Here is a 21,304-nt window from a genome sequence, read left to right on the forward strand (position 1 = left end):
GCATCTATAAAAATTATGAACGTGGGTGAAAGTCATTAAAAGCATCTGCAAAATCTTGATATGCTTTTTGCTGTTGGTCTGTGGTGACTTTGGGATAAACAATATTGATCACCAAATAAAGATGCCCGGGTGTCTTATTGGGTATGCCTTTGTCTTTTAGGCGTAACTGTTGATCATTTTTGGCATTTTTTGGAACAGTGACTTTGACTTTACCAGCAGGGGTGTCAATTTCAATACTTTGACCAAGCGCTGCTTCCCAAGGTGTGACATCAACTGTGTAGTAAACGTCAGCGCCTTCAACGCGAATGCGGTCAGTGTCTTGATATTGAATTTCAATATACAGATCACCATTTTCACCCCCATTGATACCCGCCTGACCTTGTTTGGACAGACGAATTTGCTGTCCTTCTTTCATGCCTTTTGGGATTTTAACTTGCAAGGTTTTTCGCTGTACTTCAGGCTCACCATAAGCATTGTAAGTGGGAATTTGCAAGGTAATGCTTTGTGTTGCACCTTCATAACCAATATTTACAGGAATTTGAATACTGGCATGTTGATCCTCACCTCGATAACTACGTTGCTGTTGAGAGCCTCTTTGTCCAAAATCTTGTGAGCGCCCACCACCAAAACCACTGCCAAAGCGACCAAATAGGTCTTCAAAGCCACTAAAGTCTTCGCCACCACCTTGATTATAACTGCGATGGAACTGGCTACCATCAAAACCACCTTGCCCTGAAGATTGCCCACCGAAGCCACTTGCATTTGCATAAGGATTGTCTAACTCAAAATCATATTGTTTTTTCTTTTCTTCATTGCTCAATGTGTCGTAAGCCACATTGATTGCTTGCATTTTGGCTTCGGCATCTGCCTCTTTACTCACGTCAGGGTGGTATTTGCGCGCTAATTTTCGATATGCCTTTTTTATCTCATCTGGTGTCGCAGTTCGAGAAACACCTAAATCTTCGTAATAGTTTTTTGCCATAGTTCAGGTCATTATTTTGTTTAACTTTATTCTATTTTTATGCCTTTTTTTAGGCAGATGGAAGAGTAACTTAGTGTGGTTATTGTTTCAAAACTTATTTTTGAGTCATATTGGCATCATCGTGAGTCAAAATGCATTAAGATAAAAAAGGGTATAAGCCATGATGACAGCTTTGTATCATGTAATATTCATTGAAAAATAAATGTATCCAAAAAGATGAATCCTGTGAACTCACATCAAAAATATTATAAAAAAAGCGCCGAAGCGCTTTTTTTATAATTAACCACAATTATTCAATTCTGACCCAAGTTTGAGATCGACCCAATAAGGAAATTCCAATATATCCACGGAGTGTTAATCGGTTGCCTTTAGGATTAATTTTAATTTTACCCGAATAGACATTGCCAGATAATGGGTCTAAAACATGTCCTGCAACATATTCACTAGGATTATCTGGACTTTGTTTAAAGTCATCAATAATTTTCAAGCCAACGATTGGGGCGTCTTTAAGATTGCCTTTGCATTTATGGCAATATCCCACTAAAGGGCTATTGGGCAGGGGGCGGGTATTATAAATTTTACCGCTATAAGTCCCATTTGGATTTTTACTGATTTCAACATCTGCTCTGGAATAGCCAGTTTTGTCATCAATCGCCTTCCATTTACCCGCAAGATCTGCTGCTTGTGTCAAGCCTGTAAACAACAGGCAACTGAACATAACAAGTGCTTTTATTTTCATTGGACATCTTTGTGATGAATTGAAATAGAATAAAAAAAGAGCAAATTAGTTTGCTCTTTTTTAAATTAAAATCAATATGTTAAAGGGTTAAAAACTTAAATATAAATCACTAAAATGTCGATCAATTAACTTAAATGTTCACCAAAGAGATTTAATGCTTCTTTTGCTGTGAACTGATATTTTTTATTGCAGAATTGGCAATCCATTTCGATTGGATTTTGGATTTCCAAAGTTTCCTTCACTGCATCTAAGCCAATTTGAATCAATGCATTTTTACATTTATCACGTGAACAAGTGCAGTTAAATTGAAGTTGTTCAACATCAGGCAAGCGAACTTCTTCTTCGTTGTATAAACGATACAGAATTTCTTGCGCAGTCAAGTCGGTTAACTCTTCAGGTTTGAGAGTTTGGGTCAACATAATCAAACGTGGCCACAAATCTTCATCTACACGCTGTTGTTCTTCTTCATTATTACGTGGTAATAACTGAATCAGTAGTCCCCCCGCATTGTGGTGGGTGCTCGCTAAAACAATGCGTGTTGGAATTTGTGCAGAAAGGTCATAGTACTGCATTAAGCAACCCGCAAGGGTAGGTTGATCAAGTGGTACAATTCCTTGATAACGTTCACCCATTTCAGGTTCAATGTTAATAAATAAAACAGGTTGTTGTAGCGTGCTGAGTACAGTGCTGCTGTCTTCACTCAACATAAAGTGTGGATCTTCTTCATAATCTGCAAGCGCACGTACATCACCTAAATGATTGCACTCAGCCATCGCCCATTTAAATGTACCTTGGGCTTGAATTTGTAAGCTAATACGTCCTTTTATTTTTAATGTACTTGCCAATAATGCGGTAGCACTCAACATTTCACCAAGTAAGATACGCACAGCAGGCGCATAATTACGTTGTGACAAAATGGTTTGTAGTGCCGTATCTAAATGCACAATCTCACCACGCACAGGGCTATCTTCAATATAAAAACGTTGACGTAAATCAGACATAAAATTCTCCAAATCCCTGTTTAGATGGTGACGATATTATAAATCACAAGTTCATTTCACCCTAAAAACTATACTTCTTAAAGTTAATTTTCGTCATCACGGGCAATATTGATACGATCATATTGGGTAGATGCGTTTTCGGGTTGAGCTGCAGGACGTTCTAGACCTGATTCATCCAGATCTGGCATGTCTTTGTATTTCTCCAGATTTTGATGTTCTACTTGGGCATCACTTTCAAATAGATGCTCAAGTTCAGAAATAAAATCACGGTAACTTTCAAAAACTTTTTGCTCATCCGTATAAATACGCTGTTGGCGTGCTAACAATTCTTCATCATAGTTTCTAAACAACTCGACACTTTTATAAGCTTCTTCTTTGCTCATGCCCAGTTCACAGAGTGTTCGATAACCCATACCCAATGAGGTTAAATAGGTTTCGCGCCATATATGTTTTACCCCCACATCACGCAGTAAATGCATATGATAGCGATCACGAGCACGTACCAATAATGTCAGGTTGGGGTAATTAAGTAAAATATGGCGAGAAACATTCATGGAGTCCTCAACATCGTCGATCGCCAAAACAAAAACTTTGGCTTGTTCTATTCCTGCTGAACGTAATAAATCGGGTTGTGTGACATCACCATAATATAAAGTACCGCCATAACGGCGAACAAAGTCAATTTGCTGCAGATTGTTGTCAATTGCAGTAAATGGAAAATGGCGAATACGTGCTAAACGTGCAACGATTTGTCCGACACGACCAAATCCAGCAATAATTAAAGCAGGATGTTCATTGGGAATGTCATCGTATTTAGGTGCTGTATTTTTATTGATTAAGGGTAAAAGCCAACTGCTGACCAACCAAAATACAACAGGGGTGAAGATCATGGACAAAGTCACAATCAAGGTGATCGGTTCCAAAATTGCTTCAGTCAACACTTTTTCACTCTTGGCGACATTCAAAACCACAAATGCAAATTCACCACCTTGAGCCAAACAGCTTGCAACCATCAAGCTGTTGGTCCAAGTCATTTTTTTATAGCGTGCAATCGCTAGCATGGTCAGCAGTTTAATCAGGACTAAACCAATCGCCCCACCGACGATCAGGAGCGGCATGTCTATGACTAATGAGATTTGTGTGGTCATACCCACAGTCATAAAGAAGAGACCGAGTAATAATCCTTTAAATGGCGCAATGCTGGCTTCTAGTTCATGACGAAACTCTGAGTCTGCAAGCAATACACCAGTTAAAAATGCACCTAATGTCGTGCTGATGCCCAGTGTATCCATCAATAAAACCACACCTAGAACGATAAATAATCCCACTGCGGTGATGAGTTCTGTAGCACCACTTTTTGCCACAAAGCGGAAAAAGGGGCGCATGACATAACGACTAAAAAGAAATAAACCTGTAAATGTTGCGACAATTGCAGCAAAGTAAGCGACACCGTGATGGCTAGATTCACTACCTGCTAAAAGCGGAATGATAGCAAGTAAGGGAATTGCGGCAATATCCTGAAAAAGTAAAATAGAGAAAGACTGTTGACCGTGGGTGGTGTTGAGTTGTTGTTTTTCTTCTAAGAGTTGTAAAACGAAAGCAGTTGATGACAATGCTAAAGCAAAGCCGATGACAAAGCTTGCGGGCAGTGATTGTTGAAACAGTAAAAAGAGTGTACCCATCAGTACCACGCCGGTCACAACGACTTGTAAACTCCCCATGACAAAAATCGACTGACGCATTTCCCACAAACGTTGTGGGCGAAGTTCCAAGCCAATCAGAAACATTAACAGAATCACGCCAAACTCAGCGAGATGCATAATTTCTTCCGGGTCATTGGCAATATTCAGCGCACTTGGACCGAGCAATATTCCTGTAAATAGATAACCGAGCACAGTCGCAATGCCCAGTTTTTTCCCAAGGGGAACAAGGATTAAAGCTGCACCAAGAAAAATGGTGATTTGGAGTAACAATGACATTCACGTGCCTTACATTCTTTTCTTTCTCAGGAAATTGTAGCTTGATTTTGTGACTGACTTGGAGATATTTATTGAGAAATTGCTTGTGAGTAGAATAAAAGTGAATAATTTCTTTAAATTTAAAGCTTTAAAATAATAGATTGTTTTAATGCTTGGCATTGATCAGTAGTCTTGTGAAATAAAAGGTTTAGTTGACTATAGCGCTCATCCCGCTAGCATCTGAGTTATCAACTTTTATCATTGGTTTGCTAGGATTGGTTTTAGTAAATATCACTTATTTTCCATTGTTATGGATTGAGTAACTTTTTTTTGTGTAATTCTGAAATTGGGTGCTATCCACAGATCTATGGTCGAATTCTTATGGTGATTCGTTACAGCTCAGCTTAAGATTTATATTGTGATGTGCGTCAATACATCAAAAAAGTATAGATCTATATCATGGATTGTAGATATAGATCTAAACTCAATACACATTAAGACTCAACTCAACTCTTGTGGATCAACATCAATCGTTACTTTCATTGTAGATGGTTTTTGCTGTAACAATAGTGGCCACCATTGATGGACATAAAAGTGCATTTTTGCTCGATCTTGTGAAAGCAATACCACATGTGCTTGGTAACGACCTGCTTTACGCTCCATTGGAGCTGGAATAGGTCCCCAAATATCAATTAAATGTGGTTCCGACATTTGACGAAGTAATTGCGTCATTTCAGTCAAAAACTTTAGATTTTCTTCCTGATGTTTAGATTCACAACGTATCAAACTGGCATAGCGAAAAGGGGGAAGCAAAGCGGCTTGACGATCTTTTAAGGTTTGCTTGGCAAAGGTTCGATAGTCATTGTGAATCAAAGTATTTAATAAAGGATGATCAGGTCGAAGTGTTTGCAAATAGACATCTCCTTTGTTCTCTCCACGACCTGCCCGACCTGCAACTTGAATAATCAATTGGGCTGTACGCTCTGTTGCTCGAAAGTCGACACTGAGTAAACCTGCATCTATATCTAAGATTGCAACCAAAGTGACATATGGGAAATGATGCCCTTTGGCGAGCATTTGCGTCCCAAGCAAAATCGTGGGTTCACTTTTTTGAATCTGATCATAGATTTTCTGCCAACTGCCGACACGGCTAGTTGAGTCTCGATCGACGCGAAGTACAGGAAAGTTGGGGAATAATTCAGTTAATGTTTCTTCAACCTTTGCAGTTCCCATGCCGATTGGTTTTAATTGTTGTTGATTGCATTGTGGGCAGGCATCAGGCAAACGATTAATCGTCCCACAATGATGACAGTGTAAATGCTGATAAGGTTTTAAGTGTAAGGTAAAGTGTGCATCACAATTTGGGCAGTTGGCTTGCCATCCACAACTTTCACAAATTAATACAGGTGCATAACCGCGACGATTTAAAAAAATTAAGACCTGTTCTTTTTTATCTAGACGCTTTTTAATTTCCCCGATTAAAACATCACTTAAGCCTTGTTGCTTCTTAGCAACTTTTAAATCAATCAAATGCATTTTCGGCATCAACGCGACGCCTGCACGTTGATTTAATTCAATACGTGTCAGCTTTTCTTGACGAGCCAAATAATAGCTTTCAATACTTGGTGTGGCAGAACCTAAGATAATTGGACAATTTTCTAAATGCGCACGGTATAAAGCAACATCACGGGCATGATAACGGAAACCTTCTTGTTGTTTAAATGAAAGATCATGCTCTTCATCCAGAATAATTAAACCGAGATTAGGTAAGGGTGTATAAATTGCAGAGCGAGTCCCTAAAATAATAGAGGCTTTACCTGTTTGTGCATGTTGCCATGCTTGTAAACGTTTGCTGTCATTTAAACCAGAGTGAAGCAATGCAATATTGCAATGAAAGCGTGACTGAAAACGGCTGATGGTTTGTGGTGTTAAGCCAATTTCAGGGACTAAAACAAGCACTTGTTTGCCTTGTTTCAGTACTTCGTGCATCACTTGTAAATAAACCTCAGTTTTACCACTTCCCGTTAAACCATCTAACAAAAATGCTTGATATTTCTTTAGTGCCTTTAAAATCGTTTGGATGGCTTTCTTTTGATCTTCATTGGGAGTGAGTGGCAACTGAGCCAGTTGAACTGGTTCAGGTTGAGTATTTTGAGGTTCAAGTGCAAATTGGATAATTGCTTTTTTCTCAAGCACTTTTAGTGTTGCTGTTTCAATACCACTCAGGTTTAGGATATTTTCCTGCGTTCCTTTTGGATGTAATTTTAGAATTTTATAAGCATCTTGTTGTTTTTCAGAACGCTTTACTTTGTCTTCAGCATTTAAATCGATTACTTTCCAGACACGAGCCAATAAATCATAAGGTTTACCTTGGCGGAGTAATGTAGGAAGGGCAGTTTGAATCACCTCACCAATTGGGAATTGGTAATATTGCGATGACCATGTCAATAAATTTAAAACTTTACTGTCTAGAATAGCGTGATCATCTAATAGTTCAGTAATTGCCTTGAGTTTAAAATGAGAGTCTATAGGTTTATCAATCGGAATTTTTTTTACAATCACCCCAACAAGGTTTTGTCGTCCGAAAGACACAGCAACACGTGCACCGATTTCTGCCTGTGCGTACTGTTCAGCACTCACTTGATAGTCAAAACAGTCATTCAAATACACTGGAACAGCAACTTGAACACGATAAATAGTTTGTGGTGTAACAATGGTATTCGGCATTTTAAATTCAGTGGCTCATTAATTTAGTGAGGCTGTGATGAAATTGTTTCATGTCCATATTCGGCTTGTGTTAGAGTGTAACCGTCATTGATAGACATGAATATGAATGATTTATAGGGTATGACGCAACAGCGTAATCAAAAAATTTGGGAAAATTAGAGCATAACAATGCCAGCATATCAATTTACTGCGCTTGATGCTTCAGGAAAGCAGCACAAAGGCGTGTTAGAAGGTGATTCAGCACGTCAGATTCGTCAACAATTACGGGATAAAGAATGGATTCCTGTAAGCGTAGATGCTGTTGAACAAAAAGACAAAAATAAAAGTTCGGGTTTGTTTCAACGTAAATTTTCAGCCTATGATTTGGCACTCATGACACGTCAGCTTTCCGTTTTGGTTGCTGCTGCAATTCCACTTGAGGAGGCTTTACGTGCCGTTGCCAAACAAAGTGAAAAAGTCTACGTGCAAAATCTTTTGCTTTCTGTACGTTCCAAAGTTTTAGAAGGGCATTCTCTAGCACAAGCGATGCAACAAATAGGGCGTTTCCCTGATTTATATATTGCGACAATTGCTGCGGGTGAACGTTCTGGACATTTAGACTTAATTTTAGACCAACTTGCAGACTACACGGAAAACCGTTTTGCGATGCAAAAGAAAATTCAAGGTGCAATGATCTATCCGATTATTCTCATGTTTATGTCTTTTGCAATCGTTATGGGCTTGATGACTTATGTTGTTCCAGACATCGTCAAAACGTTTGACCAAAGCAAACAGGCTTTACCTTGGATTACGGTGGCTTTGATGAAAGCCAGTGAAATTATTCGGCAAGCTTGGCCATTTATTTTGGTGACCAGTGTGGTGGGAATCTTCTTACTGATTCGTTTTTTACGAACGTCGGCAGGGCATTATGCTTTTGATCGTTTAACGCTCAAACTGCCATTAATTGGTAAATTATCTCGTGGTATAAATGCTGCACGTTTTGCCAGTACCTTGTCCATTCTCACTCAATCAGGTGTGCCTTTGGTCGATGCTTTAAAAATTGGCGCAGCCGTGAGTAGTAATTGGGTCATTCGTGATGCAGTCAATGTTGCTGCAGAAAAAGTGACAGAAGGTGGGAATTTGGCAACGCAATTGGAGCGCTGTGGTTATTTCCCACCAATGATGGTACAAATGATTAAAAGCGGTGAAGCTTCTGGTGAGTTAGATCGAATGCTAAGTCGTGCATCAGATATGCAGGATCGAGAAGTATCTTCATTTATTTCAACCTTATTGGCATTATTGGAACCGTTAATGTTGGTATTTATGGCGGGTATTGTTTTAGTGATTGTGATTGCTGTCATGTTGCCAATCGTCAATATGAACAATATGATTTAAGCCAATTATTTTTATAAAGAATAGAGAGTAAGTAGATGCTACGTAAGATGAATAGGACTCGTCAGTCAGGTTTTACCTTAATTGAAGTGATGGTTGTGATTGTGATTTTAGGTGTACTTGCCGCTTTGATCGTGCCGAATGTGATGGGACGTGGAGAAAAAGCCAAAGTTGATACCACAAAGATTACTTTAAAAGGTGTGGCAGGTGCACTTGATCAATATAAGTTGGACAATGGTCATTATCCGAATAGCCAAGAAGGTGGTTTAGATGCCTTGGTCAACCAACCTGCAACAGCGAAAAACTGGTTACCAGGTGGTTATGTTAAAGGTGGCTATCCAAAAGACAGTTGGGAAAATGATATTCAATATGTCATTCCCGGTTCAGAAGGTCGTAAGTTTGATTTATATTCTTTTGGTGCCGATGGTAAACAGGGCGGCGAAGGAAACGATGCTGATATTTATTACCAGCCATAATAAAAAGTATTTTTTGCAGTACTTTATGGAATTAATCACTTCACTTTATCGAGATAATAAATGTGGAGTGAAGTGATAATATTTCTTATTTGATAAATATATTGTAAGTTGTTGAAATTTATCAATTATATTAAATAATTAATGTTTGAGAGTTATAATAAGAATTATTCCCATATTTGATAGTTACAAGAATGTTAAATTGTGAATAAAAATAGACTTTTTATTTATTAAAAAGCTTGCATAATAGTTCTCAAGGCAATTTAAATTGCTTGGAGGATGAGATGAAAGCATTATTATTATCAGATGAAATTAGCCAATTTCATTGGACGATGCTCAAATCTGTTCTTTTAATTTTGAGCTTATTGCCGATTAGCCAGTTTTTTTTAAACCTTTGGCAAAATGCCGATGCCAGTAGTCAAATCGTGATTGGGTTTATGGCGATTAGCGTATTTAGTGCATTATCTATTATCAGTTTTTATAATGCTTTAAATTTAACGGTGATTCAGTTAAAAACTGAATTCTCATCATTATTAGAACAATATTTAGTACGTTTATACCGTTATGTTCCTATGCTGTTTCTAGCAGGCATGTTGTCATATTTAGTGACTCAAATTTAATTGGCGCGTTAAAACCGAGGAAATGTCCTCGGTTTTTCGTTTCTGTGTTTTACTGTTTTGATTAAAAACTGAAATTTAATCCAATTAACTCGGTTGAACAATAAGCATCGTTATTTTACGCACAATCGGTAAAACCAGAAGCAATACTGGAAATGCGATCAGCCATGAAATTCCCCATGCTGAAACCCACGTATTGACGGAAAAATTGTCGAAACCCATACTTCTCAACGTACTAATACATGACACAATAAAGGTCATAATAATTGATAAAAAGAAAGGCATTACAATTGCAGTATAACGATTTGGAATTTTTCTTAAATAAAAAGATTGAGATTTTTGCATTTTTTACTCCGTAAACCAACAAACGCCAGTGCCACATCAAAATATTCAAATTTTGATAAAAAATAGCTCCAAGCCTTGTTGGAGATATGTTGGCACGTTGATTGACGTAAACGTTTACGGCTTTATGATCAGCACAGCTAATGTAGCATAAAGCGAGAAATAATTGAAAGAAAAAATCAGTGAATGGTAGATAAAGTATAGCGACATATAATTGAATTAGATTCGTCTTTTAAAAAATTGATATGTTGAATAAATGTCCTTTTTAAATGATTCATTGTCCATTTCATATAAGGTCGATGGGGCTAAATTTATTTAAGATGTTAGGGCTGTTGACATTTCATAAATGGCTTACGTTGTAGGTTAAAATTGAGCAGGCATGAGGAATATACTCCGCAAGGAAAGGAAGAGAATAGCGAGACTATTTTCAAGTTTCATAACACCGGCTGAGATAATTTGAACCACAACCCTGAGCAAAAAAAAAGCATGACTTTGTTTGTAACGCAAGTTGCAGCGGGGGACTTGTGTGTTTTGTATCGCTTCGTCGTTCCCCTGTGAAACAGTGTTTCTCATCATTTAGAATGGCTAAATTTCGTATTTTTTGCCTAGTGTCGGCTAAAAACACACATAGTCTCAAACATAGGTGAATTGTCAGCAGATCCTAGATATTTATGGTGATCAATAGAAAGAGGGAAACCAAATGCAACAAATTGAATGGAATGACTTTCTTAAAGTGGAATTACGTGTAGGAAAAATTATTCAAGCTGAAGTATTTGAGAAGGCGCGTAATCCTGCCTATATTTTACATGTCGATTTTGGAGAGGAGATTGGTATTAAAAAATCCAGTGCGCAGATTACCCAACTCTATCAGCCTGAAAACTTAATTGGAAAGTTGGTCGTTGCTGTGATTAATTTCCCAAAGAAACAAATTGGTCCGATTCAATCTGAGTGTTTAGTGACAGGTTTTCATAATCAAGATGGGCATGTTGCCTTGTGTGTCCCAGATTTGGATGTGCCTTTGGGGACCAAGTTACTTTAATACATTATGATATATCCGTATCAAAAACACCTCCTTTATGATGCATAGAGAAGGTGCTTTTGATGCGATTGGGGACTGTTTTAGCGTCGTGCTTTAAAACTGATGTCGACTGTTTTAGGGCGATAAAACCAACCTAAAATTAACAATAAAATCGATAAAATTAAAATCGGATAATCGCTAAAGCGGGTATACCACGTCTCACCTTGCATTGCGGGTAAATCCCCACGCAGAACCGCTTTCTGATCTACAGGCGCTTGTTTTACGATATGTCCATTGTGGTCAATAAAAGCAGTTACGCCTGTGTTGGTAGCACGGATAAACCAACGCCCATTCTCTTTGGCACGCATTTGAACCATTTGCAAATGTTGTAATGGACCTGCAGTTCCCGTAAACCATGCATCATTCGAAACAGTCACTAAAAAATCACTGTTGATCGCATTACGTCGGGTAAGATTTGGATAAGCAACTTCATAGCAAATCGCAGCAGCTAAATCATGTCCTTTAATATTAAAAGGCTTTTGATTCGATGCACCTTGAGAAAAGCCACTCATCGATGGATCATTTTGCAAAGCGGGTAAGACCCAAGATAACAATCCAGAAAGTGGAATGTACTCACCAAAAGGGACTAAACGTTGTTTTTTATACAAACCTGAAGAATCTGCACCAGAAGCCATCATGCTGTTGTAATACATTGGATAGCCATTCTTTTTTGATTCTTTTAAATCCCAATAAGGAATGCCTGTCACCCATGCTGTACCCGAGCTTTTGGCTTGCTGATCCATCATCTCCAAAAATTGTTCAATATCTGTTTGAAATAGGGGAATGGATGATTCAGGCCAAACAATGAGATCTCTACCCCATTCAGTACGACTTAAGTTGACATAAATTTCTAAAGTCTTGACTTGGTATTCGGTTAGCCATTTTAAATCTTGAGGAATATTACCTTGAATGAGCGATACAGAGAGCGGTTTTTCAGCTTTCGGTTGTACAAAAGTGATAAAAGAAGCTCCCCAGGCGCCAAGCAAAACAACAAGCGCAGGAACAACCCAAAACACTTTCCTATTCAGTATTTCCACCACCGCACAGGCAAGAAGAATAACCGCAAAAGACACCGCAAATACACCAAATAAAGGCGCATAACTATCTAAGAATCGTTCAGTGAACGCATATCCTGCAAACAACCACGGAAAACCGGTGAACACCCATGTTTTAGACCATTCAAAGATGATCCAAAGCGGTGTAAATGTTAATGGGGTTTCAGGGAAAAAACGACGATAAACCCATGTCTGGACTGCCGTAAATAGCCCCATCACAAATGCCATAACTGCAATCATCAATACGCTGAGGACTGCGTTGGTATCACCATAAACGTGGATGGAGGTATAAAGCCAAAATGCCCCAACAAACCACAGTCCAAAGCCATAGCTAAGACCTATGGCAAAGGCTTGACGAGGACTACGACCTTTTAAGCAAGCATAAAGTAAGGCTGGTGATAAGATTGCCAGCCACCACCAATAATAAGGTGCGAGTGCTAAACTAAATACTGCACCTGAGATTAATGCGATGATTAAAGGGAAAATGAGGGGCAATTGTTTTTGTTGTTGTGATGAATTTAACAGCTTGTCAAAATAGGCTCTCATTTACGTACAGCTCGAATCAGATGAATAGTGCGGGCATCTGCTTCAACAATGGTAAATTGCCAATCTTCAAGTTCAACCACTTGACCTTGAAGATCACTGACTAAACCAATTTCCTGAAGCAGTAATCCGCCCATAGTTTCTACTTCATCATCGGAAAATTCAGCATCTAAAACATTGTTAAAATGTTCAATTGGTGTAAGTGCTTGCACAATCCATGCATTGGCTATGTTATGGGTGGTATCAGGAATGATAAATTGAGCTTCTTCATCGGCATTGTCATGCTCATCTTCAATTTCGCCAACAATTTCTTCAAGAATATCTTCCAAAGTCACCAAACCAGCAGTTGAACCATATTCATCAATGACAACGGCAATATGAGTCTGGGTATTTTTTAACATTCTCAAAACTTGATCTGATCGCGCACTTTCAGGGACGAATAAAGGCTGGCGCATTAATGCATGAACATCTACACCAGAGCTACGATTGGTTAAAAATGGCAATAGATCTTTAGCCAATAAAATCCCTACCACGTTTTCAGGTTGGTCAGATGAGAAAACTGGAAAACGTGAATGTGCGGACTCAATCAGCACATCTAAAATATCAAGAAGTTGGTCGTCTTCTTGCAAGCTCACCATCGCTGTGCGAGGGGTCATTACTTCACGAATTTTTGTGGCAGGAAGGTCTAACACGCCCTCTAACATTGCCACAGTATCGGGTTCTAAAAAACGACGTGAATCTTGTACTAATTTTAGCAGTTCATCGCGGGTTTCTGGTGCTGTACCTAACCATTTGCGTAAGCCACGCATTCCCCACGACGGGCCTGATTCCTCGTGCATGATCTTTCCTAAAGACTCTTAATATCTAGTAAATGTTTTTTTATAATACCGAAGAAAATACAGATGTCTATCTATTAAATAAGGTAAATAGATGAATGCATGCGTCATTTTTACACAGAGATAACAAGCCTTATTGATTATTTGAGTTTGTGTTAAAATCTTGGACTGATTTAGCTTTTTTGAGATGAGATATGTCTGAACCATTGCCTATAGCAAACATTCAATTAAATACACGTGGCTTGCGTTGTCCTGAGCCTGTAATGATGTTGCATCAAGCAATTCGGAAATCTAAATCTGGTGATGTGGTAGAGGTTTTCGCGACCGATAATTCAACCTCTTGGGATATTCCTAAGTTTTGTATGCATTTGGGACATGAACTCGTTTTACAAGAAGAAATTTTGGATGATGCGGGCAATAAAGAATTTCATTATCTCGTCAAAAAAGGTTAATTCTTAAACAATAGCAAAATCATAGAATATTCGTTGAGGCAGATGCATAAACATAATTTTATTGTTTTTATCAAGTGCATCTGGCTAGCGATATTCAACAGCTCATCAATGTTTAAAAGCCAATTAACAAGTAAACATTTTTATAAAGTTGAATACAAAAATGAGAGATAAAGCTTTTAAAAATAATTGATAATTGTGATACAGATTTTGAATAAATTCTTTCTAAAATCAATTACAAATGAGAGTGTCTAGATAGTTGGATAATCTTTGTACTTTGTTTTAGTTATTTTATATTTTTGATAAATATAAGAAAATATTAAATTTTACAAATTTTCAATGACAGTTTTTTGACTTTTGAGTATAATCTAAACACATTTGTTAATAATAATTAAATCATTCTAATGAATAGTTTAGTCAATAGTATTTATAAAGTATTGGATCAGTTAGGATTAACCGCTCAAAAAAGAGCTTTGCATATTCAGTTTAGCAATCCTGATTTGACCGCCCAAGTGTTCTTGCAACGTATTGATGGACAACATGCCATCAATCAAGGCGTGTCTGCGGAACTGATCTGTCTTGCAACATCTGCAAATATTCCACTCAAACAGTTTATCGGTTGCCAAGCTGCAATCGACCAAGTCACCGACCGAGGACAACTGTTCCGTACCACAGGCATCATTACCGAAGCTGCACAGGGACAAAGTGATGGTGCACTGACGGTCTATAAGCTCAAACTTGAGGATGCGACGTCACTGTGGCATAAACGCCGTAATAGTAGAGTGTTTATGAATAAGTCAGTGATTCAAGTCATTGAAATACTTCATAAAGAATGGCAGAAAAGAAGTCCGCTGTTTGCTGCTAGTCTGAGTTTAGATAAAACTGGGCTGACCAAAGACTACGATGTTCGTCCATTGATTATACAGATGAACGAAAGCGACTACGATCTACTTACTCGTTTGATGAGAAGTGAAAATTTAAGCTGGCTGATTGATGAAGCCGAACTCAATGTTGCCAACATTTCAGCACCGATCCAAGCCCAAAAACTACGTTTAATTGATGACAACAGCCAATACACTGCGCTAGAACGCAGAAGCATCCGCTTTCACCGCAGTTCCGCGGTAGAACAGCAAGACACGATTACATCATTTACAGGTATACGTTCACTCCAACCGACTTCAGTACATATTCACCGTTGGCAAGCCGATATTCTTGAAACTGAAGAAGGTGCAGGCAATGTACAAAGCAAACATCAGCACAGTGACCAGTACGACAACGCCAGTCTAGGCTTAGAACAAGTATGGCACTTTAGCCCTGCATGGATACCTGACCTGAATGGGGAAGATGGTGCAACACCATCAGGCAACAGTCAGATCGAACGCTTTAACCAAAACCTTAGCAACTACTACGATGCCCAAGCCAAACAATTTACGGCAATATCGACGGTACGAGATGCACAAGTCGGCTATTATCTTGAGCTAAAAGGGCATCCTCAAATCGATCAAAAAGATTCTGCCGATCAGCAGTTCTTGATCATCTCCAAAACCTTTTATAACCAAAATAATTTACCCAAAGACCTCAACGAACAAATCAATCGTTTAGTTGAACACAGCCATTGGCAGCTCACCAGTATCCCCACAAACAACAGTGAAGAACGCCAAGCCAATCAGCTGATCTTACAACGCAGAAACATCAGTACAGCGCCAGAATACAACCCACTCAAACACCGTCCAGTGGCGTATCCACAACGCGCCAAAGTGGTTGGTCCAAGTGGAGAAGAAATCCATGTAGATGAATGGGGACGCATCAAGGTTCGCTTCCTCTTTACCCGCAATGAAGACCACAGCCATGATGGTGGTGCAGGCTCGAATGACAATGATACTGACTCAGCTTGGGTTGATGTATTGACACCATGGGCAGGCGAAGGTTATGGAGCTCGCTTCCTACCGAGGATTGGGGAGATTGTTGTTATCGACTTCTTTGATGGCAACATTGACAGACCATTTGTGGTGGGGCGAATCCATGAAGCACAACGCAGCCCGAGCAAGTTTGATGACAAAGGCAAGTTGCCCGATACCAAGAAATTGGCAGGGATTAAAAGCAAGGAATATCAGGGTAGTGGCTATAACCAACTGAGATTTGACGATACCAGCAACCAGATCAGCAGTCAGTTACAGAGCAGTCATGGCGCAACTCAACTCAACCTTGGCAACCTCAGTCATCCAAAAGAGACAGATAGTAGTGAAGGGCGAGGAGAAGGCTTTGAGCTAAGAACGGATCAATGGGGGGCGGTACGCGCAGGTCAAGGCTTACTGCTGAGTAGCCATGCACAAGATGGGGCATCAGGTAATCATCTAGATACAACCGCAGCCAAAAGTCAGCTAGAAAGTAGCCTGAACAATGCCAAAGCCTTAAGTGAAGTTGCCAAGAATCAACAGACTGATCCTTTAGAAAATCTAGATTATTTGAAATCATTTATTTCGGATTTGGAAAAAGATCAGTCTGATGAATCCAAGAATCAAGCCGATGCATTTAAACAAGCCTTGATGGTTTTAGCCTCGCCGAATTCAATTGGCTTGTCGAGCAATGAAGACATTCATGTCTCTGCGGATAAACAAATTAGTCATAGTGCAGGGGATAGTATCAATCTGAGTACACAAAAGAATTTCTTGGTGCATGCACAAAACAAGATCAGTATGTTTGCAGCACAGGAAGGTGCAAGGCTTTATGCAGCAAAAGGTAAAGTGGAGATCCAAGCCCAAGGGGATGGTGCGGATTTGATTGCCCGTAAAGGTATTCAAATCATTTCGACTGAAGATCGTATTGAGATTAAAGCCAGTAAGAAAATTGTGTTAATTGCTGATACTACTCAAATTGAGATTAGTGATGCAGGTGTTTTGCCAACCACACCAGGTCTGTTTGAAGTTAAAGCTGGACAACATAAGTTTTTGAGTGGTGCAAGTATCAATAATCCGCTACCTTATCTACCTGAAAAAGAAAAACAAAAATATGGAGTATGGTTTGATGTTATGGATCATCAAGGAAAAAAACTGGCCCAAGGTACGGAATATATTATTTTCGATGAAAATGATAAAGAAATTGAACGAGGGAAATTGGATAAAACAGGTCTAGTAAAGTTAGAGACCGAAGAACCAAATAAACAATATAAAATACATGTGGTGATATAAATATGAGCGCTGAAGTACAAGCATATTCAAATTTAGTTAGAACAACCATGGGAAATGTTAATCCTACACCGCCTGTTGTACCTGTTCAGCTTACAATTTATACCCAAAGTTTTACGGCATTTGTTGGAGGTGCTGCTGATAAATATCCTTTTGTATATGGAGATATTAAACCACCAGGTGTAGGGGACTCGTTAGGACCGACAGAAATTGTTGGTAATTATGCAAAGAACTTTAATACTGGAAATGCAAAAAATTTAAAACAATATTACGGTTATGAAGAAGCGTATAACAATAGAAGAGTAGCTGCTCCCATATCTACTGGTAAAAGAAATGCTTTCAAAGATATTGTTGATGTTTACACACAGAATCCGCAAACCCAAATTAATATTATTGGACACAGTCTAGGGGGCTGGAATTCATCGGGCTTAGTTGCAGAACTCAATAAAGCTGGAATACCTGTCAATTTATTAATTACAATTGATCCAGTCGGTGTTCTTTTATCAAAAGCAACGCCAAATATATTGGCTACTCCTGCCGTGAGAGCACAAATTTACTTATTAGCGCCTCGACCTGTTGCAAATAATTGGATAAATGTTTTTTGTAAGCCAGATAATAATGTTTTTAGCGACTTGAAGAATACCGTGGAATGGGAAGGTTATAAGCCAAAGTGGAAAGGATATAGACCTAGCCCAACGAGTTATACAACAGATGATGTCATAGCGGATGCGGGGGGACAATGGGATAGTTATCCGAAACAAAAAAGTAATACGTTTCACGAGACTAAATTTAGTCATGCATGGTTTAGTAAAATGATGCGTGAAACTATACCAAGCATTTCTAAATCTCCAGAACAAATATTGCAAGCAGAATTAAATAAGGTTCAAATAAAATGAAATTACTATATGTGTGGATAATTTTATTAACTGGTTGTTCTTCCCAAAATATTGAATATCAAACTACAAATATTAATTTTGGAAAGTTTAAATATTCCCAATCTATGTATAGTGGGGAAAAAACTTACCAAGGTTTTATTACAAGCTCTTCTTCTTTGAAAGAAATTTCTGAAAAAAATGCATTTCCTGTTTCTAAATTAAGTTGTATAGAAAATCAGCTCACTGTTAAAGGAGGGCTAGATATCGACTCAGAAGAAGTTAACGGACAATTATATAAATATACTGCTCATGTCGAAATATGTAAAAATGGTGATTGCTCAATTGATATTAAAAAAGAAAAAATTGATACGGAGTGCAGAATTGAATTAAGTAAAAATTACTCAAATAATATTTATCAATCTAATCAGTCAAAGCTAACCAACGCTAACTTTGAATGACTCAAATCAAATAATAATAAACCCGCCGAAGCGGGTTTATTGATTTACATATTTGGATAGTTAGGACCACCACCACCCTCAGGTGTTACCCATGTGATGTTTTGTGAAGGATCTTTAATATCACAAGTCTTACAGTGAACGCAGTTTGCTGCATTAATCTGGAAGCGCTTAGAACCATCATCATTTTCCATGATTTCATAAACACCAGCAGGGCAGTAACGCTGAGCAGGTTCATCCCATTTTGGTAAGTTGACATTTACAGGAATCGTTGGATCATTCAGTTTTAAATGCGCTGGCTGATTCTCTTCATGTACCGTGTTAGAAACGAATACAGAAGACAAACGGTCAAAAGTCAATTTACCATCTGGCTTTGGATAGTTCGGTTTAAAGGTAGACGCATCTACAGTTTTCAAGGCACTAAAGTCAGGCACAAGATCGTGTAAAGTAAATGGAACTTTAAAGATATTTTGGTCAATAAAGTTAAATGCACCCCCCATCCATAAACCGAATTTATGCATTGCAGGACCAAAGTTACGAGAACGATGTAACTCTTCTTTTAACCAACTGTTGTTGAATTTGTCTGTATATGCCGTCAACTCTTTCGCAAAGAAGTCTTCACCCTCAGTCACACGAGCAATGGCTAAATCACCACCTTTTGCATGACCTGCTTGGATTGCTTCAAATACAGCCTCACCACACAACATACCTGATTTCATTGCGGTATGAGAGCCTTTGATTTTAGCAAAGTTTAAGAAACCCGCATCATCACCAATCAGGCATCCACCTGGGAAAGTCAATTTTGGCAGTGAGTTTAGACCACCTTTTACAACAGCACGTGCGCCATAAGAAATACGCTTACCACCTTCAAGATATTGCTTGATCAGTGGATGTGTTTTCCAACGTTGCATTTCAGCAAATGGATACATATGTGGATTTTCATAAGATAAATCGACAATCATACCCAAAGTCACTTGATTGTTTTCAGCGTGATATAACCACCAACCACCTGAAGAACCAGTTTCAGCAAGTGGCCAACCTGAACCATGCATCACCAAACCTGGTTTATGTTTTGCAGGGTCGATTTCCCAAAGCTCTTTAATCCCGATACCGTAATGTTGTGGATCAGCATCTTGATCTAAGTTGTATTTTGCAATTAAACGTTTACCGAGATGTCCGCGGCAACCTTCTGCAAAAATTGTATATTTGGCATGAAGTTCATAACCAGGCGTGAAGTTATGCGTCGGTTCACCATCTTTACCAACGCCCATATCACCGGTTTGAATCCCTTTTACAGAACCATCTTCATGATAAAGAATTTCTGAAGCAGCAAAACCTGGGAAAATAGAAACTTCTAATTCCTCAGCCTTTTGACCCAACCAACGAACAACATTACCCAATGAAATGACATAGTTGCCATCGTTGTGCATGGTTTTAGGAACCATCCAATGCGGTGCTTCTTGAGACTTTTCAGCAGACATGAGGAAATAAGTCTTGTCCTCAGTCACAGGCACATTTAAAGGTGCACCTTGTTCTTTCCAGTCAGGGAAAAGTTCATTGATTGCACGAGGTTCAAGTACAGCACCAGAAAGGATATGCGCACCAACTTCAGAGCCTTTTTCAACCACACAGACAGAAAGGTCTGAAAGGTTGTTTTCAATAGCCAATTGACGAATTTTAATCGCAGCAGAAAGACCCGCAGGACCTGCGCCTACGATCACTACGTCAAACTCCATCGATTCGCGTTCGATGTGTTCCATGTAGGACTCCTCATATTTCTAAGGGTGGCAACCGTGAGCATTTATTGGGAATTAATAAATCGGTGCTGCCATGAGTGTTCTAAAAATTCCGAGATACGAATTAACGCTCGTACCAATAATATATTTTGCGCTAGTATAGTTATAAACCTTAATCTAGCCAATTGGCTGAGTCGTATTATTTTTTAGTCAGCAAGGCATAAACCATGGTAAATCAAAATAATTCAACATCAGCGGCTCAAAATCAGCCTGATTCTGATAATAAAAACTTAATGTCTATTGCACAATACTTAAAAGGTGTACAGGCGGGTCACAAAAGGTCAATACCTCCTTTAGAGCAGTGGCAACCAAAGCATTGTGGCAAAATGGATTTGAAGGTAAAAGCCAATGGAGAATGGTGGCACGAAGGTCAATTGATTAAGCGTCAAGCGCTGTTGGACCTGTTTACAAAAGTGCTTTGGAAGGAACAAGGGAAATTCTACTTAAAAACGCCTGTTGAGCAGATTGAAATTGAGGTTGAAGATGAGCCTTTATTGGTTAATCAGGTTGATCAAGTCGAGATCGACGGACAGACTTATTTACAGGTCACTACCACCAATCAAGACATCTGTTTGGTGGATAAAGAACATGCTATTTTTATGCGCGAATATCAAGGTGAGTTAAGACCATACGTGCATATCCGTTTTGGGATAAATGCGTTAATTCAACGCAATGCTTTTTTTCATTTAATTGAATACGGAAGCTTACTTGAAAATGAGCAAGGAGATACCATTTTGTCTTTACAAAGTGGTGATTTGCACTTGCAATTAGGCACTTGAGGTTTAAGCTAGTTAATTATTTTCAATACCTATCCATAGTGGA

At 38.7% G+C, this 21,304-nt stretch carries 18 protein-coding genes; 9 read left to right on the top strand and 9 right to left on the bottom strand.

Annotated elements, in window-relative coordinates; genetic code table 11:
- Window positions 1–13 precede the first annotated feature (13 nt).
- The 5 genes from AAV97_RS13460 to AAV97_RS13480 form a co-directional block, all read right to left on the bottom strand.
- Complete coding sequence (locus tag AAV97_RS13460) at window positions 14–982, bottom strand: DnaJ C-terminal domain-containing protein (RefSeq protein ID WP_046760836.1); 969 nt, start codon at window positions 980–982, stop codon at window positions 14–16.
- 289 nt (window positions 983–1,271) lie between these two features.
- Complete coding sequence (locus AAV97_RS13465) at window positions 1,272–1,721, bottom strand: DUF2147 domain-containing protein (RefSeq protein WP_009587191.1); 450 nt, start codon at window positions 1,719–1,721, stop codon at window positions 1,272–1,274.
- 125 nt (window positions 1,722–1,846) lie between these two features.
- Window positions 1,847–2,722, bottom strand: a complete 876-nt coding sequence (locus AAV97_RS13470; protein ID WP_004825322.1) for an Hsp33 family molecular chaperone HslO — start codon at window positions 2,720–2,722, stop codon at window positions 1,847–1,849.
- 83 nt (window positions 2,723–2,805) lie between these two features.
- Window positions 2,806–4,701 (bottom strand): monovalent cation:proton antiporter-2 (CPA2) family protein, encoded by a 1,896-nt coding sequence (locus tag AAV97_RS13475; RefSeq protein WP_046760837.1) that lies wholly within the window; start codon window positions 4,699–4,701, stop codon window positions 2,806–2,808.
- A gap of 480 nt (window positions 4,702–5,181) precedes the next feature.
- The gene (locus AAV97_RS13480) at window positions 5,182–7,407 is read right to left on the bottom strand and encodes a primosomal protein N' (protein ID WP_046760838.1); all 2,226 of its coding nucleotides are present in this window, start codon (window positions 7,405–7,407) and stop codon (window positions 5,182–5,184) included.
- A 168-nt stretch (window positions 7,408–7,575) separates the two neighbouring features.
- Here AAV97_RS13480 and gspF point away from each other — a divergent pair, with 168 nt between their 5' ends.
- The 3 genes from gspF (at window position 7,576) to AAV97_RS13495 (ending at window position 9,871) form a co-directional block, all read left to right on the top strand.
- Window positions 7,576–8,781: a type II secretion system inner membrane protein GspF gene (gspF, locus tag AAV97_RS13485; protein WP_046760839.1), complete on the top strand. Its 1,206-nt coding sequence runs from the start codon at window positions 7,576–7,578 to the stop codon at window positions 8,779–8,781.
- Between the two features lie 35 nt (window positions 8,782–8,816).
- The gene (gene gspG / locus AAV97_RS13490; RefSeq protein WP_004825310.1) at window positions 8,817–9,254 is read left to right on the top strand and encodes a type II secretion system major pseudopilin GspG; all 438 of its coding nucleotides are present in this window, start codon (window positions 8,817–8,819) and stop codon (window positions 9,252–9,254) included.
- A 281-nt stretch (window positions 9,255–9,535) separates the two neighbouring features.
- Window positions 9,536–9,871, top strand: a complete 336-nt coding sequence (locus AAV97_RS13495) for a hypothetical protein (RefSeq protein WP_005034242.1) — start codon at window positions 9,536–9,538, stop codon at window positions 9,869–9,871.
- An 84-nt stretch (window positions 9,872–9,955) separates the two neighbouring features.
- Here the strand turns inward: AAV97_RS13495 and AAV97_RS13500 are convergent, their stop codons facing one another.
- Window positions 9,956–10,213, bottom strand: a complete 258-nt coding sequence (locus AAV97_RS13500) for a DUF2798 domain-containing protein (protein WP_005034240.1) — start codon at window positions 10,211–10,213, stop codon at window positions 9,956–9,958.
- Between the two features lie 697 nt (window positions 10,214–10,910).
- Between AAV97_RS13500 and AAV97_RS13505 the strand changes: the two genes are divergently transcribed.
- Window positions 10,911–11,249 (top strand): tRNA-binding protein, encoded by a 339-nt coding sequence (locus AAV97_RS13505; RefSeq protein ID WP_009587167.1) that lies wholly within the window; start codon window positions 10,911–10,913, stop codon window positions 11,247–11,249.
- A gap of 80 nt (window positions 11,250–11,329) precedes the next feature.
- Here AAV97_RS13505 and lnt read toward each other — a convergent pair whose 3' ends face one another.
- Together lnt and AAV97_RS13515 are read right to left on the bottom strand one after the other, a co-directional pair.
- Entirely contained in the window at window positions 11,330–12,889 is a 1,560-nt protein-coding gene (lnt, locus tag AAV97_RS13510; protein WP_046760840.1) for an apolipoprotein N-acyltransferase, read from the bottom strand.
- Window positions 12,886–13,725 carry an HlyC/CorC family transporter gene (locus AAV97_RS13515; RefSeq protein ID WP_004825299.1) on the bottom strand — a complete coding sequence of 280 codons (840 nt, stop codon included), beginning with the start codon at window positions 13,723–13,725 and terminating at the stop codon, window positions 12,886–12,888. The genes lnt and AAV97_RS13515 overlap by 4 nt, the downstream gene beginning before the upstream one ends.
- Before the next feature lie 191 nt (window positions 13,726–13,916).
- Between AAV97_RS13515 and tusA the strand changes: the two genes are divergently transcribed.
- The 4 genes from tusA to AAV97_RS13535 all read left to right on the top strand — a co-directional run bounded on the left by tusA (window position 13,917) and on the right by AAV97_RS13535 (window position 18,689).
- Complete coding sequence (gene tusA, locus AAV97_RS13520; protein ID WP_046760841.1) at window positions 13,917–14,174, top strand: sulfurtransferase TusA; 258 nt, start codon at window positions 13,917–13,919, stop codon at window positions 14,172–14,174.
- 401 nt (window positions 14,175–14,575) lie between these two features.
- Window positions 14,576–17,359: a type VI secretion system Vgr family protein gene (locus tag AAV97_RS13525; RefSeq protein ID WP_046760842.1), complete on the top strand. Its 2,784-nt coding sequence runs from the start codon at window positions 14,576–14,578 to the stop codon at window positions 17,357–17,359.
- A 2-nt stretch (window positions 17,360–17,361) separates the two neighbouring features.
- Window positions 17,362–18,252: a hypothetical protein gene (locus AAV97_RS21455; protein WP_046760843.1), complete on the top strand. Its 891-nt coding sequence runs from the start codon at window positions 17,362–17,364 to the stop codon at window positions 18,250–18,252.
- On the top strand, window positions 18,249–18,689 hold the full coding sequence (locus AAV97_RS13535) for a hypothetical protein (RefSeq protein WP_046760844.1): 441 nt from the start codon (window positions 18,249–18,251) through the stop codon (window positions 18,687–18,689). Before AAV97_RS21455 ends, AAV97_RS13535 begins: the two co-directional genes overlap by 4 nt.
- A gap of 44 nt (window positions 18,690–18,733) precedes the next feature.
- On the opposite strand, the gene AAV97_RS13540 is transcribed toward AAV97_RS13535, so the two are convergent.
- Entirely contained in the window at window positions 18,734–20,446 is a 1,713-nt protein-coding gene (locus tag AAV97_RS13540) for an electron transfer flavoprotein-ubiquinone oxidoreductase (RefSeq protein ID WP_046760845.1), read from the bottom strand.
- A 203-nt stretch (window positions 20,447–20,649) separates the two neighbouring features.
- Between AAV97_RS13540 and AAV97_RS13545 the strand changes: the two genes are divergently transcribed.
- On the top strand, window positions 20,650–21,261 hold the full coding sequence (locus AAV97_RS13545) for a DUF1285 domain-containing protein (protein WP_009584945.1): 612 nt from the start codon (window positions 20,650–20,652) through the stop codon (window positions 21,259–21,261).
- Window positions 21,262–21,304: the final 43 nt, after the last annotated feature.

This window comes from Acinetobacter sp. Ag2 (genome assembly GCF_001005515.1).
In the GTDB taxonomy this organism is placed as follows: Bacteria; Pseudomonadota; Gammaproteobacteria; order Pseudomonadales; family Moraxellaceae; genus Acinetobacter; species Acinetobacter bereziniae.

Bases quoted from the DNA above. Each gene is read 5' to 3' on its own strand.
- AAV97_RS13460 (WP_046760836.1), bottom strand. From the start codon at position 982: ATGGCAAAAAACTATTACGAAGATTTAGGTGTTTCTCGAACTGCGACA.
- AAV97_RS13465 (WP_009587191.1), bottom strand. From the start codon at position 1,721: ATGAAAATAAAAGCACTTGTTATGTTCAGTTGCCTGTTGTTTACAGGC.
- AAV97_RS13470 (WP_004825322.1), bottom strand. From the start codon at position 2,722: ATGTCTGATTTACGTCAACGTTTTTATATTGAAGATAGCCCTGTGCGT.
- AAV97_RS13475 (WP_046760837.1), bottom strand. From the start codon at position 4,701: ATGTCATTGTTACTCCAAATCACCATTTTTCTTGGTGCAGCTTTAATC.
- AAV97_RS13480 (WP_046760838.1), bottom strand. From the start codon at position 7,407: ATGCCGAATACCATTGTTACACCACAAACTATTTATCGTGTTCAAGTT.
- gspF (WP_046760839.1), top strand. From the start codon at position 7,576: ATGCCAGCATATCAATTTACTGCGCTTGATGCTTCAGGAAAGCAGCAC.
- gspG (WP_004825310.1), top strand. From the start codon at position 8,817: ATGCTACGTAAGATGAATAGGACTCGTCAGTCAGGTTTTACCTTAATT.
- AAV97_RS13495 (WP_005034242.1), top strand. From the start codon at position 9,536: ATGAAAGCATTATTATTATCAGATGAAATTAGCCAATTTCATTGGACG.
- AAV97_RS13500 (WP_005034240.1), bottom strand. From the start codon at position 10,213: ATGCAAAAATCTCAATCTTTTTATTTAAGAAAAATTCCAAATCGTTAT.
- AAV97_RS13505 (WP_009587167.1), top strand. From the start codon at position 10,911: ATGCAACAAATTGAATGGAATGACTTTCTTAAAGTGGAATTACGTGTA.
- lnt (WP_046760840.1), bottom strand. From the start codon at position 12,889: ATGAGAGCCTATTTTGACAAGCTGTTAAATTCATCACAACAACAAAAA.
- AAV97_RS13515 (WP_004825299.1), bottom strand. From the start codon at position 13,725: ATGCACGAGGAATCAGGCCCGTCGTGGGGAATGCGTGGCTTACGCAAA.
- tusA (WP_046760841.1), top strand. From the start codon at position 13,917: ATGTCTGAACCATTGCCTATAGCAAACATTCAATTAAATACACGTGGC.
- AAV97_RS13525 (WP_046760842.1), top strand. From the start codon at position 14,576: ATGAATAGTTTAGTCAATAGTATTTATAAAGTATTGGATCAGTTAGGA.
- AAV97_RS21455 (WP_046760843.1), top strand. From the start codon at position 17,362: ATGAGCGCTGAAGTACAAGCATATTCAAATTTAGTTAGAACAACCATG.
- AAV97_RS13535 (WP_046760844.1), top strand. From the start codon at position 18,249: ATGAAATTACTATATGTGTGGATAATTTTATTAACTGGTTGTTCTTCC.
- AAV97_RS13540 (WP_046760845.1), bottom strand. From the start codon at position 20,446: ATGGAACACATCGAACGCGAATCGATGGAGTTTGACGTAGTGATCGTA.
- AAV97_RS13545 (WP_009584945.1), top strand. From the start codon at position 20,650: ATGGTAAATCAAAATAATTCAACATCAGCGGCTCAAAATCAGCCTGAT.